The organism is Ureibacillus acetophenoni (genome assembly GCF_900220965.1).
Classification (GTDB): domain Bacteria; phylum Bacillota; class Bacilli; order Bacillales_A; family Planococcaceae; genus Ureibacillus; species Ureibacillus acetophenoni.
On the sequence record NZ_OBQC01000004.1, the window covers coordinates 158,179 to 174,100 of the forward strand.

At 35.7% G+C, this 15,922-nt stretch carries 15 protein-coding genes; 5 read left to right on the plus strand and 10 right to left on the minus strand.

Features of this window, described 5'->3' with window-relative positions; genetic code table 11:
• Positions 1–20: 20 nt before the first annotated feature.
• The 6 genes from CRO45_RS08025 to CRO45_RS08050 all read right to left on the minus strand — a co-directional run bounded on the left by CRO45_RS08025 (position 21) and on the right by CRO45_RS08050 (position 6,584).
• Positions 21–989, minus strand: coding sequence for an ABC transporter ATP-binding protein (locus CRO45_RS08025; protein WP_097149146.1), 969 nt, complete (start codon positions 987–989; stop codon positions 21–23).
• A 2-nt stretch (positions 990–991) separates the two neighbouring features.
• Positions 992–1,984, minus strand: a complete 993-nt coding sequence (locus tag CRO45_RS08030) for an ABC transporter ATP-binding protein (protein ID WP_097149147.1) — start codon at positions 1,982–1,984, stop codon at positions 992–994.
• A gap of 18 nt (positions 1,985–2,002) precedes the next feature.
• Positions 2,003–2,905 carry a nickel transporter permease gene (nikC, locus tag CRO45_RS08035; RefSeq protein WP_097149148.1) on the minus strand — a complete coding sequence of 301 codons (903 nt, stop codon included), beginning with the start codon at positions 2,903–2,905 and terminating at the stop codon, positions 2,003–2,005.
• Between the two features lie 23 nt (positions 2,906–2,928).
• Entirely contained in the window at positions 2,929–3,846 is a 918-nt protein-coding gene (gene gsiC / locus CRO45_RS08040) for a glutathione ABC transporter permease GsiC (RefSeq protein WP_097149149.1), read from the minus strand.
• A gap of 77 nt (positions 3,847–3,923) precedes the next feature.
• Positions 3,924–5,537 (minus strand): glutathione ABC transporter substrate-binding protein, encoded by a 1,614-nt coding sequence (locus CRO45_RS08045; RefSeq protein WP_097149150.1) that lies wholly within the window; start codon positions 5,535–5,537, stop codon positions 3,924–3,926.
• A gap of 15 nt (positions 5,538–5,552) precedes the next feature.
• Positions 5,553–6,584: an asparaginase gene (locus tag CRO45_RS08050; protein ID WP_097149151.1), complete on the minus strand. Its 1,032-nt coding sequence runs from the start codon at positions 6,582–6,584 to the stop codon at positions 5,553–5,555.
• A 169-nt stretch (positions 6,585–6,753) separates the two neighbouring features.
• On the opposite strand from CRO45_RS08050, the gene CRO45_RS08055 reads away from it, so the two are divergent.
• Complete coding sequence (locus tag CRO45_RS08055; RefSeq protein WP_097149152.1) at positions 6,754–7,572, plus strand: M55 family metallopeptidase; 819 nt, start codon at positions 6,754–6,756, stop codon at positions 7,570–7,572.
• 156 nt (positions 7,573–7,728) lie between these two features.
• Here CRO45_RS08055 and CRO45_RS20275 read toward each other — a convergent pair whose 3' ends face one another.
• The 4 genes from CRO45_RS20275 to CRO45_RS08070 all read right to left on the minus strand — a co-directional run bounded on the left by CRO45_RS20275 (position 7,729) and on the right by CRO45_RS08070 (position 10,464).
• A complete protein-coding gene (locus CRO45_RS20275) occupies positions 7,729–7,890 on the minus strand; it encodes a hypothetical protein (protein WP_235864550.1) in 162 nt (53 codons plus the stop codon).
• Positions 7,891–8,060: 170 nt separating this feature from the next.
• Positions 8,061–8,240 carry a serine hydrolase gene (locus CRO45_RS20280; RefSeq protein ID WP_408057119.1) on the minus strand — a complete coding sequence of 60 codons (180 nt, stop codon included), beginning with the start codon at positions 8,238–8,240 and terminating at the stop codon, positions 8,061–8,063.
• A gap of 397 nt (positions 8,241–8,637) precedes the next feature.
• On the minus strand, positions 8,638–9,303 hold the full coding sequence (locus tag CRO45_RS08065; protein WP_097149153.1) for a hypothetical protein: 666 nt from the start codon (positions 9,301–9,303) through the stop codon (positions 8,638–8,640).
• Between the two features lie 693 nt (positions 9,304–9,996).
• Positions 9,997–10,464: a MarR family winged helix-turn-helix transcriptional regulator gene (locus CRO45_RS08070; protein ID WP_097149154.1), complete on the minus strand. Its 468-nt coding sequence runs from the start codon at positions 10,462–10,464 to the stop codon at positions 9,997–9,999.
• Positions 10,465–10,591: 127 nt separating this feature from the next.
• Here CRO45_RS08070 and CRO45_RS08075 point away from each other — a divergent pair, with 127 nt between their 5' ends.
• The 4 genes from CRO45_RS08075 to CRO45_RS08090 all read left to right on the plus strand — a co-directional run bounded on the left by CRO45_RS08075 (position 10,592) and on the right by CRO45_RS08090 (position 15,781).
• A complete protein-coding gene (locus CRO45_RS08075; RefSeq protein ID WP_328588613.1) occupies positions 10,592–11,767 on the plus strand; it encodes a MalY/PatB family protein in 1,176 nt (391 codons plus the stop codon).
• A 17-nt stretch (positions 11,768–11,784) separates the two neighbouring features.
• Positions 11,785–13,059, plus strand: coding sequence for an amidohydrolase (locus CRO45_RS08080; RefSeq protein WP_097149156.1), 1,275 nt, complete (start codon positions 11,785–11,787; stop codon positions 13,057–13,059).
• Between the two features lie 72 nt (positions 13,060–13,131).
• A complete protein-coding gene (locus CRO45_RS08085) occupies positions 13,132–14,301 on the plus strand; it encodes an MFS transporter (protein ID WP_097149157.1) in 1,170 nt (389 codons plus the stop codon).
• A 25-nt stretch (positions 14,302–14,326) separates the two neighbouring features.
• On the plus strand, positions 14,327–15,781 hold the full coding sequence (locus CRO45_RS08090; protein ID WP_097149158.1) for a Na+/H+ antiporter NhaC family protein: 1,455 nt from the start codon (positions 14,327–14,329) through the stop codon (positions 15,779–15,781).
• Positions 15,782–15,922: the final 141 nt, after the last annotated feature.

Here is a 15,922-nt window from a genome sequence, read left to right on the forward strand (position 1 = left end):
CCTAATAAAAAGCATAACTACTAATCATATAAGTGGCAAGCTGTAAAGTGACCAGGTTCTACTTCTTTTAGTTCGGGAACTACTGTTTTACAAATTTCCATACAAGATTGACAACGTGGATGGAAAGTACAACCTGATGGGGGATTGGAAGGGCTCGGAATATCCCCTTGCAAAATAATTCTTTCCCTTTTCATCCTAGGATCTGCCACAGGAACTGCAGACATTAGCGCCTTAGTATAAGGATGCAATGGATTACCATATAAAGACTCCTTATCAGTAATCTCTACAATTTTCCCTAGGTACATTACACCTACACGATCACTTATGTGTTCTACTACACTCAAATCATGTGAAATAAAGAGGTAGGTCAAACCAAATTCCTTTTGTAGATCTTGCATTAAATTCAATACTTGAGATTGAATAGATACATCTAAAGCAGAAACAGGTTCATCAGCTACAATAAGCTTTGGATTAACCGCAAGAGCCCGCGCAATACCTATACGTTGCCTTTGTCCTCCACTAAATTCATGCGCATAGCGATTAGCATGATAGGAAGTCAAACCAACATACTCAAGTAATTCATGCACTCTTTTCTCTCTTTCTTTTTTAGTTAACATTTTATGAACGATTAACGGCTCAGAGATTAGTTCTCTAATTGTCATCCTTGGATTTAAAGATGCGTATGGATCTTGAAAAATCATTTGGAATTCTTTTCTTGTTTCACGTAATTGCTTATTATTTAACTTGCTAATATCTTTACCATTAAACCAAATTTCACCGTCTGTAGGAGCAAGTAAACGCATGATCATACGTCCCGTTGTCGATTTTCCACAGCCACTTTCTCCTACTAATCCTAACGTCTCACCCTTTTTAATCGCTAATGAGATTCCATCTACAGCCCGGACGAATGAATTATTTTTACTAAATAATCCTTTTTGAACTGGAAAGTATTTCTTTAAACCTTTCGCTTCTATCAACAATTCTCCCATTTTCAGTTCACCACCCTTGCCATTTCATTTTGATAAAGGAAACAGCGACATTTATGACCATCTTCAACTTGTATCAAATCTGGTTCATTTTCTTTACAAATATCCATTACTTGTGAACAGCGAGGGGCAAACTTACAGCCTTTAGGCATATTTGCAGGTGTTGGTACATTACCAGGAATGGAATCAAGCCTATCCATTTTTTGACCTAACTTAGGAATTGAATTGAGCAGACCTTTAGTATAAGGGTGTTTTGGATTGTCAAAAATTTCGGTAACCTCTGCCTCTTCTACTACTTTCCCAGCATACATTACTATTACTCGATCACACATTTCCGCTACAACACCAAGATCGTGAGTGATTAGCATAATAGAAGTTGCTTTTTCTTTTTTTAGTTTCTTCATTAATTCTAAAATTTGCGCTTGAATCGTTACATCCAAAGCGGTTGTTGGCTCGTCCGCTATTAAAAGCGTTGGATTACATGCCATCGCCATGGCAATCATAATTCTTTGTCTCATACCACCAGATAACTGATGTGGATATTCATTGATGATTTCCTCAGCACGTGGAATACCTACTAGCTTTAACATATTGATCACATGATTTTTCGCTTCTTTTTTGTTATATTTCAAATGAAGCTTCACTGCCTCGCCAATTTGCTCACCTATTGTATATACGGGGTTTAATGACGTCATTGGCTCTTGGAAAATCATCGCAATTTCATTTCCACGAATTTTCCTCATTTCCTTCTCAGACAGTGACAACAAGTCCTTGCCCTTGAAGCGTATTGAACCATCCACTACTTTTCCTGGTGTATCTGTCAATAAACGCATAACAGAAAGAGATGTCACACTTTTTCCGCATCCAGATTCCCCTACAACTCCAAGCGTTTCACCCTCATGAATATAAAAATCTACTCCATTAACTGCGGGTACCTGACCTGTATCCGTAAAGAAGTAAGTTTTTAAATTTGTAATCTCCAATAGTTTTTCCTTCATTTTATCGCTCCTTGTCTACTAATCTTTCATCTTAGGATCAAGAGCATCTCGTAATCCATCACCCAATAGATTAAACGCAAGCACTGTTAAGAAAATTGCTAGTCCCGGGAAAAACGTTACATGTGGTGCTGAATTTAAAAAATCTCTTCCGGAGCTAAGCATAGCACCCCACTCAGGTGACGGAGGTTGTGCACCTAAACCTAAGAAGCTAAGACTAGCCGCGGTTAAAATGGAAGTTCCGATTCGCATTGTAAAATATACAATGATACTAGAAAGAGTCCCAGGAAAAATATGTTTCCAAATAATTCTTCTGGCAGGTGCCCCAATGGATATTGCTGACTCAACATAAACTGACTCTTTAATAGAAAGAGTGCTACTTCGAACAATTCTCGCAAATGTTGGAATACCAAAAACTGCAACAGCGATAATAACGTTTTCTAAGCCTGGTCCTAAAATCGCAATAATACCTATCGCTAGTAAAATACCAGGGAAAGCAAATAGAACATCACAAATACGCATAATTATACTATCCAACCTGCCACCATAATAACCGCTTAATAAGCCTAAAACCGTCCCGATGACAGCACCTATAAATACAGAAGTTAATCCAACATATAAGGAGATGCTTGTACCTTCGATTATTCGACTAAAAATATCTCTACCAAAAGCATCTGTACCCGCTAAATGTTCTAACGATGGAGGGCTTAGTATATTATCATAATCAGGCTCAGTTGCAGAATAAGGGGCAATAAATGGTCCAATAAGAGCTACTATAATAAGTAATAAAACAAAGGTTGCCGCTACCATGGCCATTTTTTGTTTTTTAAACTTCCTCCAAAACTCGGAAAGTGGTGTCTTTACCTTCTCTGGCTTAGACTGAATCAGTTCATCTGATTGGGTAATAACAGTACCGTTCTCCATATTCGTTCCCCCCTTTTTCATTACTAATATCGAATCTGCGGATTCATGATTCCATATAAGACATCAACAATTAAATTGATTAATATAAATTCAAAAGCAAACAGCAATAATTCTGCTTGTATTACTGGGTAATCACGGTATGAAACAGAATCAATTAATAGTCTTCCTAATCCTGGCCAACTAAAAACAGTTTCTACAACGATGGATCCACCTAGTAAAAATCCAAATTGTAGTCCAGTCATCGTAACAACCGGAATCATCGCATTTTTTAAAGCGTGCTTCCATACGACAATATTTTCCTTTAAACCTTTTGCACGTCCAGTACGAATATAATCTTCTCTTAAAATATCCATAAGTGAGGAACGTGTAAATCTAGCAATAACAGCAGCTACCCCAGCTCCTAGAGTAATAGATGGTAAAATATAGCTTGTCCATGAATCATTCCCTCCAGTTGGAAACCACCCTAGCTGGACTGAAAACAGTTGAATAAGCATTAAACCAAGCCAAAACGATGGCAATGAAATACCAGATACAGCAGTAAACATACCCGTATAATCTTGCCACTTGTTCCGTTTTGTAGCTGATATAACCCCTATTAATAATCCAAATATTATTGCCCAAACCATACTCCAAATTGTTAACCAAAACGTAGGCATAAATCGATCGGCAATTTCGTCAAAAACAGGTCGCTTAGTTTTCATAGAGGTACCAAGATCCCCCTGAAACAAACCGCTCATATATGTAAAGTATTGTGTGACAAGAGGTTTATCCAAGCCTAGATCTTGTCGCACTAACTCTACATCTTCATAACTCGCATCTGGCCCCGCTACGAGCCTCGCTGGATCTCCTGGGATCATATGAACAAACAAAAATACTAGTATAGAAACGATTAATAAAGTAGGAATAATTCCAAATAACCGTTTTACAATAAATCGAAACATAACCCGCCTCCTTCTCTATTTTTTGATTTGAGAAGTAATAAGCGCTAATTAGAAAGATTAGCGCTTATCATAATTCTTTATTGAACAATTTCAGCTTGAGTAGCATTCATAGCGCCATCAGGAAGCAAATACACACCTTTTAGATAATTTTTCATTCCAGCCATAGTATCTTCCACACCTAAAAATACCCAAGGGGCATCTTCCCAAATGATTTTTTGTACTTCTGCATATGCATCTGCACGCTTCTCTGGATCAGCAGTTTGTAAAGCAGCGTAGATTAATTCATCTGCGGCTTCATTTTGATAATAGGCAACATTATAAGACTTAGGTGGAATGGAATCTCCAGCTAATAATGGACGAATTCCCCAATCCGCATCTCCAGTTGATGAAGACCAACCTCCAAAGTAAAGTTCTACATCTGCATCTTCTGCAGTTTGAACTGACCAAATTCTATCCGAAAGTGTACCTGACTCCATTGGAACAACATTAACTTTAATGCCAACTAAAGATAATTGTTGCTGTATAAATTCCATTGCTTTAATCGCATCAGAATTATTTGCTCCCCAAATTGTTGTTTCAAAACCATTTTCATATCCAGCTTCTGCTAATAACTGTTTTGCTTTTTCTGGATCATAAGAATATGGTGTTTGTTTCGAATAAAATTGAAGTCCTTCAGGGATAATTGAATCCAAGTCACTACCGTATCCACTATAAACAACTTTTAAAAATGCTTCGTTATTAATAGCATAGTTAATGGCTTGACGAACTTTAACATCATCAAATGGTTTTTTTGTTGTATTCATCGTGATATAACGTGCTACGATAGAAGGTCTGTTTTCTACAACAATTCCGTCTTTCCCATTAATTAGTTCAGCTTGATCTGTTGGGACTGGGTAGATGAAATCAGCTTCACCAGTTTGTAACATAGCGATACGAGAGCCATTTTCAGGTACTGGCTTAATCGTAATACGATCTACCTTTGGTAAACCTTCTTGCCAGTAATCAGTATTTTTTTCTACTATTAGGTGATCACTGTGTTCCCACTCAACAAATTTAAATGCACCTGTACCAACTGGATGCATCGCAATATCCTTTCCATATTCTTCAATTGCTTTTGGACTTACCATTCTTGCTGCAGGGTGTGCAAAGTTATTTAACATAGCTCCAAATGGTTCTTTTAACGTAACTTTAACTGTATATTCATCTACTACTTCAGTTGTTTCGACGTTTTCAAACATACTATAACGTTTTAATCTATTTTCTGGATTACTAACACGGTCAATATTCACTTTTACTGCCTCAGCATTGAACGGTGTACCGTCGTGGAACTTAATCCCTTCTCTTAATTTGAAGATAAATTCTTTCGCATCTTCACTAGCTTCGTAGCTTTCAGCTAAAACAGGAATCATATTCATATCTTTATCAAAACCAAATAAGCCCTCTAACATTGTTGACTGAACAGCGCCTGATAAAGTGTCATTTGTATCGTGTGGATCCATACTTACGAGGTTGCTACTGACTGCAATAGTTATAGAGTTACCATCTTTTTCTGCAATAGGTTGATCCTTAGCGTCAGTTGTTTCTTCACTTTGTTTCGAATCTTGGTTTGACTGACCAGAACATGCGGAAAGTACAAGTATTACAGCAAACAAACTAGTTAACAAAGGTATTAAATACTTTCTTTTCAACATTTTATTTCCCCCTTATTATTTATTTACAGTAGCGCTTTCGCACTTTTGTAACGTAAATGATGGAACTAATTCTCCAATATTTTCTTGACGGGCATTTTTTAAAACTGGACGGTAATGATGCATTAGACGATTAATCTGTTGTTCATCAATTATTCCAAGTTGCTTTAGCGTTTCCAATGCTGCTGGATATACTGCTCGTCCATTCCCATCTTCTATCTTGATAGCAATACCTAATCCTGTCTGTCTATCACCAATTAAATAGACGCCTTCTGCTCCCGCTTTCCCGAAAAGTCGTCCATCACAAGAACCCATAAAGTCTGTACAAAATCTTCCTGTACCTCCAACCATTTCTGGATGTGCCATCATGGCGGTTGTAATTCGATCAACAACCTTAGCTCTTTTTTCTCCTAATGTGCTATAATCTGCCATTCTAGCAAATCCATACGCTAATCTTTCAAGCGGTAATGCATGCACTGGTACTCCACAACCATCTGTTCCAATTTCAATTTGTTCGATTGGATAGTCTGTTACTTCAGATAAAGTTTTCAGAATTCTTTGCTGTACCGGATGAAGGGGTTTATAGTAATCTTCAAGTTTCTCATTCATATACTTAGCTGTTATTAACATTCCTGTATGTTTTCCAGAACAATTATTATATAGAGGGGTTAAGTCTTTGCCAGCTGCAAGTAATGCTTTATAAGTATCTTGTGCGTGAGGAATATGTGTTCCACACTGTAATGCCCCTTCCTCAATCCCTGCTCTTTTTAAGATTGCTAGAACTCTGTCTGTATGTTGTGCTTCACCACTATGTGATGCACAAAGTAATGAAATATCCGGATTAGTTAACCCGAAAGAATCTGCTGCTCCAGTCTCTAAAACTGGTATCGTTTGAATAGGTTTAATGGCAGAGCGCGCATAAGTGATTCTATTAGGATCCCCAATTGAGTATAATAATTCTCCTTTTGAATTAACGACAGCTACATGGCCACAATGCGAACTTTCAACCCTTCCCCCACGATATACATCTACTACTTTAGTTAAAACCATGAACCACACCCCTTCCGTATTTCAATTATTCAGAATCTTTTGTCATATTATATTATACAAAAAAACCTAATACAACCTATTTTTTTCAAAAAAGGATTTTAATTTAACAATATAGAATTAAGTTAGATAACGTATCTGATGGAAATAGGTTGAAATAGGAGGATGAAATATGAAAATTTTTATATCAGCTGATATTGAAGGGGTTGCTGGTATCGTTCACCAAGAACACACTGCTAGAAATGGAAGAGAACATGATCGTGCAAGAATGTTAATGACTGAAGAGGTAAATGCGTGTATTGAAGGAGCGTTACTTAGTGGTGCTAATGAAATAGTCGTCAATGACTCGCATGGAACAATGCGAAATCTAATTCCAGAATTGATTCATCCAAAAGCAGAATATATAACCGGATCACCAAAAGTACTTGCAATGATGGAAGGGATAAATTCTGAATTTGATGCATCAATTTTTTTAGGATATCACTCAAGAATGGGAAACAATGGAGTTTTGAATCATACGTTCCACGGTGGAGTTGTTCAAAAGATTAAAATTAACAATATTGAAATGGGAGAATTCGCTATAAATGCTGCAATTGCCGGATATTTTGGTGTTCCAGTTGCTTTAGTTACTGGCTGTCAGTATACAGCTATCGAAGCTCAAGAAATTGTTCCGGGGATTGAAACTGCAATTGTCAAACAGACGATTAATCGACAAGCTGCAAGGAATTTAAGTCCGCAAAGTGCAAGAAATCTTATAAAGGACAAAACTATTACAGCCCTATCTAAAATAGATACAATAAAACCAGTATCATTTGAAGGACCCTTTGTAGTAGAAATTACTTATTTACATCCAGGGTTAGCAGATGCAGCATCCATCTTACCAATTGTGGAGAAAGTAAATCCAATGACCCACCGTTTTGAAACTGACGATTTTATCAAAGCATTTCGTTATATTCGCAGTTTAATAGCAATTGCTGGTGCATTAGTTTAGAAAACGAGATTCAGGTAGTAAATTAGAAACATTTGGTAATGTAGATTACGCTTTTAATCATTATAACAATTTCAAATAAACGCCGGGAAGAAGTATGTATCATTCGTCCCATCAGTAAAGCCCACCTATTTTTCACTTTCAGGTGGGCTCATCACATTATCTTTGTCTTTTCAGCGATTGATAAACAGCTGATTCAAATTCAAGATATCCGAGGTAGGATGCAGGGTCTTGATATGGGAACATTTGTGTAGCCCAGAAACCGCCAATTCCATTTTCGCGGTCAATCCAGTAGTAAAGATTTGCTAAGCCTGCCCACATTAGTTGACCTGCAGGACGGCCTGTTGGAAGTCTTCTTCATTGACTTGGAATGTATAAGACCATGATTTTGTAACACCTGGGAAGAATTCACCATCATTTGATAACGTTGTATCCGATTTGATCCACCCTCCACTTTTTAATTCACCGGGCTGGTTTTGGCTATAAGTTTTTCAGTCATGAAGTTTCATTAATGCCGCACCAGTAATAGCCTTTGTTGTAGAGAATAACGAAAATACACTTTCTGTGGTCATTTGTGTCTTTGTATTTAGATCTCTAACAGCTGCAAATCCTTCATAAATATTCCCAACACGATCCTTAACCATCGCCACTACACCAGGCGCACCACCAATTTAGCATAGATAAATTAACAAATTGAAATGAATAATTAGATATTAAAATAAACGGAGTTTTTCCGGTTAAAGGTTAATTGTTGTTGTTTTTAGGACTAATAAGAGTAAGAATTCCGACTATATGAAATAAATCGTTCTATTTTAACGCTTTTCAAGTTAGTATCCGGAATTTCTCCGGCTATTTTCCTCTATTTTTATATTAAATTCTAATTAAGCGGATATTTTCCGGTTAAAGCTGAAATGATGCTCGCTATTGGGGCAAATAAGGGAAAATTTCCGACTATGTGAAATAAATCGCCCCATTTTAACGCTTTTCAAGTTTATAGCCGGAATTAATCCGTCTATCTTCCCTTATTTTTATCTCCATTTATTAATTAGGCGGAAATCTTCCGGTTATTTAATAGATTGGACGCTTAATTTGCTCCCCCAGGCGATAAGACCGAATTCGCACAGTCCCAGACGCAGGGATAAGCATCTTTTTATCTACAAGATGAGAGAGTATTTTCTTTACTGTTTTGTCACTTAACTTCAAATACTTTTCTACTTCTATAGGTGTTATGCTTTCTCCTTTTTGAATCGCTAGCCGAAGCACTTCCTTCTCCAATATGGTTAGTGCTGTCTGATCCAGTTCATTCCCCAACCATCTGCCAATCACTTGCTGAACAATTTGTTGACATCGACGAGGGTGCTCTTTTACCTGGTCGTAAGAAAAGCGAATCACCGTCCATCCATCAATAACTAACTGATTTTGGCGCTCCAAGCTGTCAGAAAATTGCCATCTGCTTATGTTCCTTAAGTGAGGGCCGTAACCATCAATCTCAAAGCAAATTCTGATAGCTGGACGAATATAGGCAAAATCCAAATATCTTATTCCATCTTTGAAATCATCAACTTCATATTCTGGATGTAAATAACGAAAATGATTAAATAATGGCCACCAGACCTGTCTTAAAAACAAAATCTCTGCATGATTATGACCTTCTTGTAATCGTCTAAGTCGTTCGCCGGTTCTTGCCTGTAAATGTGCATTCATAAATGCCTGGTATTCTTTTTCAAATCCCATAGAGTATTCCCTCCTATTCAATGGTCATGTATTTACGGGATTCTTGAAACTATTATTAAATATTGTTTCACACCAATTATTCATTGGTATTACAAAAAAATGCTATTAAATTCATGAATAAAAAAGAGCTTTAGTCTAGTACTAAACGGAAAATTAATAGGAAATTAAAACAGTGAAGAGGCTAAGAATAGAGAGAAAATCTGAGGATAGAACCTATTTTTAGTTTATTAGAATCCCTAAATTTGTCAATACTTATTATTTTGAGCAGGAGGAAACTGAATTGTTAATAAAATAAGCGGAATTTTTCCGGTTATAAGTGAAACGATAGTCGATTTAAGTGCAAATAAGGGGAATTTTTCCGGCTATGTAAAATAAAACACCCCATTATTGCTCTTTTTTAGGTATTAACCGGAATCTCTCCGCCTATTTTGGCTATTTTTTATTTTATTTTCCAATTAAGCGGAATTTTTCCGACTATCTATTCAGACTAGAAATTAACCTCATTTCAATACAATAGGAGTAGCACTACTAATCCTGGATAAAACTTATAGAACTCGGTGGCTACTTCACGACAAATACAACTGATAAATGAATTCTCTCACAATCTGGCATACTGGAAATCATCTTGATCACTTCCTTCAAATAAAGAAAGACGAGATTGTCTTCTCGTCCTTAGACACTCATTTATAATTTCTACTCCCCTTTATTACCTCCCCTTACAATTCCCAACATATCTCGGGCAATTTGATAGAACTTTTCAAATTCATCGTAACTATAGTGATCAAGTTTTTTAATAATCTTTGAGTATTCCTTTTCATCGAGTTTTTTATGGTAGTCATATATCTGTTTCCCTTTATCCGTTAAATGTAAGAAAACTCTTCGTTGATCTTTTAAATCTTTTTCCTTACATACAATATCCTTATTAATTAATTTCTCAACCATCTGAGAAATTGCGCCTTTTGTTCTATTTGTTATTTTAGCAATTTCAGAGATTGTAATATTGGAATTTTCGCCAATTAAATTAATCGTGTGGGCCTCTACCATAAAAATCTCATCATCCGTCCCATATTGCCTTGGAATCGACTCATATTCACTAATTTCTCTGGATAGTTCGTAAAGCGTATCCATGATTGAATAAACCAATTTATTTTTATCCATCATTTTTAATCCAACCCTTCGTTATTTTAATATTCTTATTTTGAAATAATTTAATTTTCTGAAAATTCAGTATTGATTTCGATTGGTTCAGGTGCTAAACTAATTTTAATTTACTAGGGAGGGAGAAATTATGCAACATTTTGACACTGTATTAAACAGACGAAATAGCAACTCTGTAAAGTGGGATGGTGGCGAACTGATCAAATCATTTGGTTTTACAGAACGATTTGACGACGATACATTACCGTTATTTATCGCAGATATGGATTTTCCAGTGGCAGAACCAATAGTCCAAGCTATGCAAAAAGTAATTGATAATAAAATATTTGGCTATTCAATCATTCCAACTGAATACTATCAAGCGATTAAAAACTGGTTTAGCAGAAAATATAATTTGCATATCGAAAAAGATCATATCGTCTATAGCCCGGGTACCGTTAATGCGATTAATACTTGTGTAAAAGCATTTACTGATCCTGGAGATGGAATTATCATTCAACGCCCTTCTTACCCACCTTTTGCGACTGCTATTGAAAATAATGGACGTACAATAGTCGATAATCATTTAGTACGTGATGAAAACTATCAATATCATTTCGATTTTGAAGATTTAGAAATAAAAGCGCAAGACCCTAAAAATAAATTACTCATCCTTTGTAACCCACATAATCCTACTGGCCGCATCTTTACAACAGAAGAACTTCGTAGAATAGCAGAAATTAGTGATAGAAATAATCTAATTATTATTAGCGACGAAATTCATGGAGATTTAATAAGACAAAATGCAGTCTTTCATCCGTTAGCAACAGTCACAAATTATGAAAATTTAATTACCCTTACAGCCATTAACAAAACATTTAATGTAGCAGGTTTACATTGCTCAAACACGATTATTCAAAATGAAGAATTAAGAAAAAAATATGAAAGTGTCCAAGGCATGCAATCCCCTACTCCTTTTGCAATTGCTGCACTCATTGCAGCTTACAACGAATGTGATGAATGGCTTGACCAACTAAAAGAGTATTTAGATGGAACATTTGAATGGGTGGATCGATTTTTAAGTGAGAAGATGCCTCAAGTAAAATACAGCATTTCTGAAGGTACCTATGTCTTATGGATGGATTTTAGCGGCTATAACCTCACGCCGCATGAAGTACATGACAGAATTTATAACAAGGCAAATGTAGTTTTAGAGGATGGTAAAATGTTTGGAAAAGAGTATGATGATTTCCAAAGAATTTGTCTCCCTTCACCAAGAAGCATCGTTAAAGAAGCTTTTGAAAGAATTGCAAAAGAGTTCAATTAAATGAGGAGGTCTTTACTATGGTAAATAATATTTCCTTGAATGTTTTAAAAGAGGCGCTGGATATAGAAGATTATGTAATTAGTACTCGCCGTTATTTACATGAAAACCCGGAAATTGGACTTCAAGAAACAAACACCATTCAACATGTCACAAACGAACTAACTAAAATGTCTATTCCTTTCGAGATCATCGACAACGGAGGCATTATAGGTTATATCCAAGGCAAAAAACCAGGTAAAAAACTGATTTTACGTGCGGATTTAGATGCATTGCCAATGAAGGAATCTGAATTCAACTTAAAACAAAAGAAAGAAGTTGTTTCCAAAAACGATGCTGCTGCACACACTTGTGGTCATGATGCTCATACTGCAATGCTTCTAGGTGCTGCAAAAATTTTAACAGCACACAAAGATTTGATAAATGGAACGATTATTCTAGCATTCGAACAAGGTGAAGAAATGGGTGGTGGAATCTATAATCTATTAACACGTTTAAAAGAAATAGGTGCAGATGGAATTTGGGGTATCCATTTAAAATCGGATATGCCTGCAGGAAAAATTTCAGTTGAAGCAGGACCTCGAATGGCTAGTGCATTTTCATTTAAAGTGATGATCGAAGGAAAAAGCGGTCACGGATCAAGACCAGATTTATCAATCGCTCCACTCGATTGTTTCACAGACTTCTATCAAAATATAAAGTCATTGCGATTGACTGGACTTAACCCTTTCGATCCAATTGCTCTATCCATTGGAACAATTGAATATGGAAATGCTGCAAATATTATTCCACAAACATTAACGTTTTCGGGAACCTGTAGATTTTTACACTATTCTCAAGGGAAACAAGCTGAAATCAAGTTTAAAGAGCTATTAAGTAAAATTTGCGATCTTCATAATTGTCAATTCAAATATTTATCAGAACCAAAAGCTATGGACCTTATCGTTTACAACAACGAACAATGTTCTCAAATTGCAACTGAATCCGTCTCAAATGCTTTAGGTAGCGAAGTAAATTTTAAATATCCAGCTTGGATGGCATCTGAGTCCTTTTCTATGTATCAAAAATATTTCCCCGGGGTTTTTGCATTCCTAGGTATTGCCAATGAAGAACTAGGTTCAGGTGCAGAACATCACAATGAAAAATTCGATGTGGATGAAAGCGCTTTAAAGATAGGTGTTGCTTCAACCGTTCAATATGCCATTGATTTCTTAAATGTTCATGAAGATATTAAGTTTACACCTGATAAGAGAACTGTAAAAGAATTATTTATAGATAATGGTTTTCAAATTTAAGGCGTTAAGAGACACTCTATTCTTTTCATAATCTTTATCTTAAATCATTTTATTGGGTAAGGAGAACCAACAGTGGAGAATCAAACACTAAAAAAATCTGTCCTGTTTGTTCTATTAATAACCGTTTTAGTTTCCGGTATTTCTCAAGGGTTGCTCATGCCAGTAATCTCAATAATTTTTGAACAACAAGGTATTTCACCAACTATTTCTGGGTTACACTCAGCAGCCTTTTATATTGGGATATTAATAGCCTCACCTTTTATGGAAATGTTTATTCGTAAATTTGGGTTTAAAAACGTCATCTTAATAGGTTTAACTATAACAATTGTCTCTAACCTTCTATTTCTAGTCTTTGAGTCTATCTTTATTTGGTTCTTGTTAAGACTACTAATCGGTATTGGAGCGAATATGTGCGCACTAGCATCTCAAACATGGATCACTTCCACCGTTGGGCAAAAATCAAGAGGTGTAATTATCTCCATTTACGGATTATGTTTCGGGTTAGGTTTTGCTATTGGCCCTTATGCGACAAGTTTAATAGAATACAACGAAAATCTACCATTTCTCCTATTAGCTTGTTTAAGTATGACAATTTTTACTATTGTCTTGTTTTTAGAAAATAGACATTCCATTTCGTATGAAGAGCAAGTTAATTTTCGTTTATTAGATTTTTTTAATCGGTTTAAACTCGTATTAAATTACGCTTGGGTTGCCTTATTATTCCCTTTTACCTATGGCGTATTAGAATCTGTCATTAATGTGAATTTACCTACTCAAGTATTACGATCTAATCTGGATTTGAATTTAATTGCGGTGCTCGTTTCAGTATTTGCATTAGGAAGTATTATATTTCAAATACCTTTAGGGATCATGAGTGACCGTTATGGAAGAAGAAAAATTCTCGCGATTTCAACCGCGATTGGGACTTTCTCATTTGGTGTTGGTGTAATTTTCTTTCACAATATCATTCTATTAATCTCTATGTTATGTATTGCAGGTATGTTTGTTGGATCTATATACTCTTTAGGAATTGCTTACATGATCGATTTAATACCAAAACAACTCATTCCAATGGGGACAGTTTTATCAGGAATTGTGTTCAGTTTTGGTAGCATACTCGGCCCTATCATTGGGGGTGGATTATTAGAAACAATACCTCATTTTAATGTTTTATGGATTTTTATCGTTTTACTACTCATTCTATCGATTGTTTTAGCTAAGGGGATACAAAAAGAATTGTAATGATTTATACACAAGGGGGAAATTTATGGTTACACAAATAAAATCTAAAACAGAATCAAAAAATGTAGTGAAAACTCAAAAGAAAAAATTCAAATTAAGATTACCGAATGTCATTATTATGATGTTTCTAATGATCTTAGTAGCTTGTATATTAACTTATATTATTCCAGCAGGAAATTTTGAGTATTCTGAAGATGGTAAATTGATTCCTGGTACTTATCATAGTGTTGAAGGTACTCCTGTCAATCCAATCTATGCATTAACACTAATAGTACAAGGTGGAGTTGCAGCTAGTAGCGTAATCATTACCATTCTTTTCATGGGTGGTTTACTAGGTGGGATATTCCAGTTAGATTCAATAAATAAAATTATCAGTGCTTTAATTATGAGATTCGAAAATGCTGGGCCTAACATTCTTGTATTAGGTATGTTTTTATTAATGTCCTTCATAGGATTTTTCCTTGGCGGCGACATGATGATTGTATTTGTCACATTAGGAGTCATACTAACCCGTAAGTTAAAGTTAGATCCGATAACAGCGTTAGCAGTTACATTTTTACCTCTTTTTCTAGCGTTTTCAATTGCTCCAAGTGGTGAAGCATATATTGGGCAACTATTTGCTGGTATCCCACTATATTCAGGATACATTGGACGAACAATTATGTTTTTAATTTTCATGCCAATTACTGCATTGTATGTCGTCCTATATGCTCGTAAGGTTTTAAAGGACCCTACAAAAAGTGCAATGGGCAATACGGAATGGATTACAATGAATGCTCAAGAAGAAAATGAAATTAAAGTTGATAAAGCACAGAAAGTTACTTGGCAAGACATAGTGGTTATCGGAATTGTTATTATTTCTCCAATTATATTAGCTTATGGAAATCTTGTTCTGGGCTGGGCGGCACTTTATGGTAATGGTCCAATAATTACAGTATTCATGTTGGCATTTATAGTTGCTTATGTTGTGAAAAGAAAATCATTAGATGATATGGTAGGAGCTTTTACTAAAGGATTAAATGATATGGTTGTAGTTGCTGTTGTCATTGGTTTAGCTAGAACTGTAAGTGTTGTTTTAGAAAAAGGTAATATTTTAAGTACAGTTATTAACTTCATGACAAGTTCATTAGGGGATTTCTCACTTGGTATTACATCTATTTTCATCTTCCTTGTTGCACTTATATTTAACTTCTTAGTACCATCTGGATCTGGAATGAGTGGCGTAATGATGCCTATATTACAACCCGTTGCAGAGATGCTTGGAATGACTGATCAGGTATTAGTAACTTCAATTCAATTTGGAGGAGGTTTAGGAAATTTAATCATTCCTACGCTAGGTGCTACAATGGGAGCGATCGCCATTGCAAGAGCAAACTTCGGTTCCTGGATTAAATTTATGATACCTTTATTCATTATATGGATGGTTGTCGGTTCAATCATTCTCTATTATATTTCATCAATTGGATGGGTTGGGTATTAATATAAGATGAGGAGGCTAGGACACAAACTTCCTCTGAATTGATAAAGCCGGTAGCATCTTACAAGGATGCTATCGGCTTTCTGGTTTGGTTGATTATATGATCCTTCAGGGCAATTTCTAGTCGGAGGAATTAAATTGGCG

Bases quoted from the DNA above. Each gene is read 5' to 3' on its own strand.
- CRO45_RS08025 (WP_097149146.1), bottom strand. From the start codon at position 989: ATGGGAGAATTGTTGATAGAAGCGAAAGGTTTAAAGAAATACTTTCCA.
- CRO45_RS08030 (WP_097149147.1), bottom strand. From the start codon at position 1,984: ATGAAGGAAAAACTATTGGAGATTACAAATTTAAAAACTTACTTCTTT.
- nikC (WP_097149148.1), bottom strand. From the start codon at position 2,905: ATGGAGAACGGTACTGTTATTACCCAATCAGATGAACTGATTCAGTCT.
- gsiC (WP_097149149.1), bottom strand. From the start codon at position 3,846: ATGTTTCGATTTATTGTAAAACGGTTATTTGGAATTATTCCTACTTTA.
- CRO45_RS08045 (WP_097149150.1), bottom strand. From the start codon at position 5,537: ATGTTGAAAAGAAAGTATTTAATACCTTTGTTAACTAGTTTGTTTGCT.
- CRO45_RS08050 (WP_097149151.1), bottom strand. From the start codon at position 6,584: ATGGTTTTAACTAAAGTAGTAGATGTATATCGTGGGGGAAGGGTTGAA.
- CRO45_RS08055 (WP_097149152.1), top strand. From the start codon at position 6,754: ATGAAAATTTTTATATCAGCTGATATTGAAGGGGTTGCTGGTATCGTT.
- CRO45_RS20275 (WP_235864550.1), bottom strand. From the start codon at position 7,890: ATGTGGGCAGGCTTAGCAAATCTTTACTACTGGATTGACCGCGAAAAT.
- CRO45_RS08065 (WP_097149153.1), bottom strand. From the start codon at position 9,303: ATGGGATTTGAAAAAGAATACCAGGCATTTATGAATGCACATTTACAG.
- CRO45_RS08070 (WP_097149154.1), bottom strand. From the start codon at position 10,464: ATGATGGATAAAAATAAATTGGTTTATTCAATCATGGATACGCTTTAC.
- CRO45_RS08075 (WP_328588613.1), top strand. From the start codon at position 10,592: ATGCAACATTTTGACACTGTATTAAACAGACGAAATAGCAACTCTGTA.
- CRO45_RS08080 (WP_097149156.1), top strand. From the start codon at position 11,785: ATGGTAAATAATATTTCCTTGAATGTTTTAAAAGAGGCGCTGGATATA.
- CRO45_RS08090 (WP_097149158.1), top strand. From the start codon at position 14,327: ATGGTTACACAAATAAAATCTAAAACAGAATCAAAAAATGTAGTGAAA.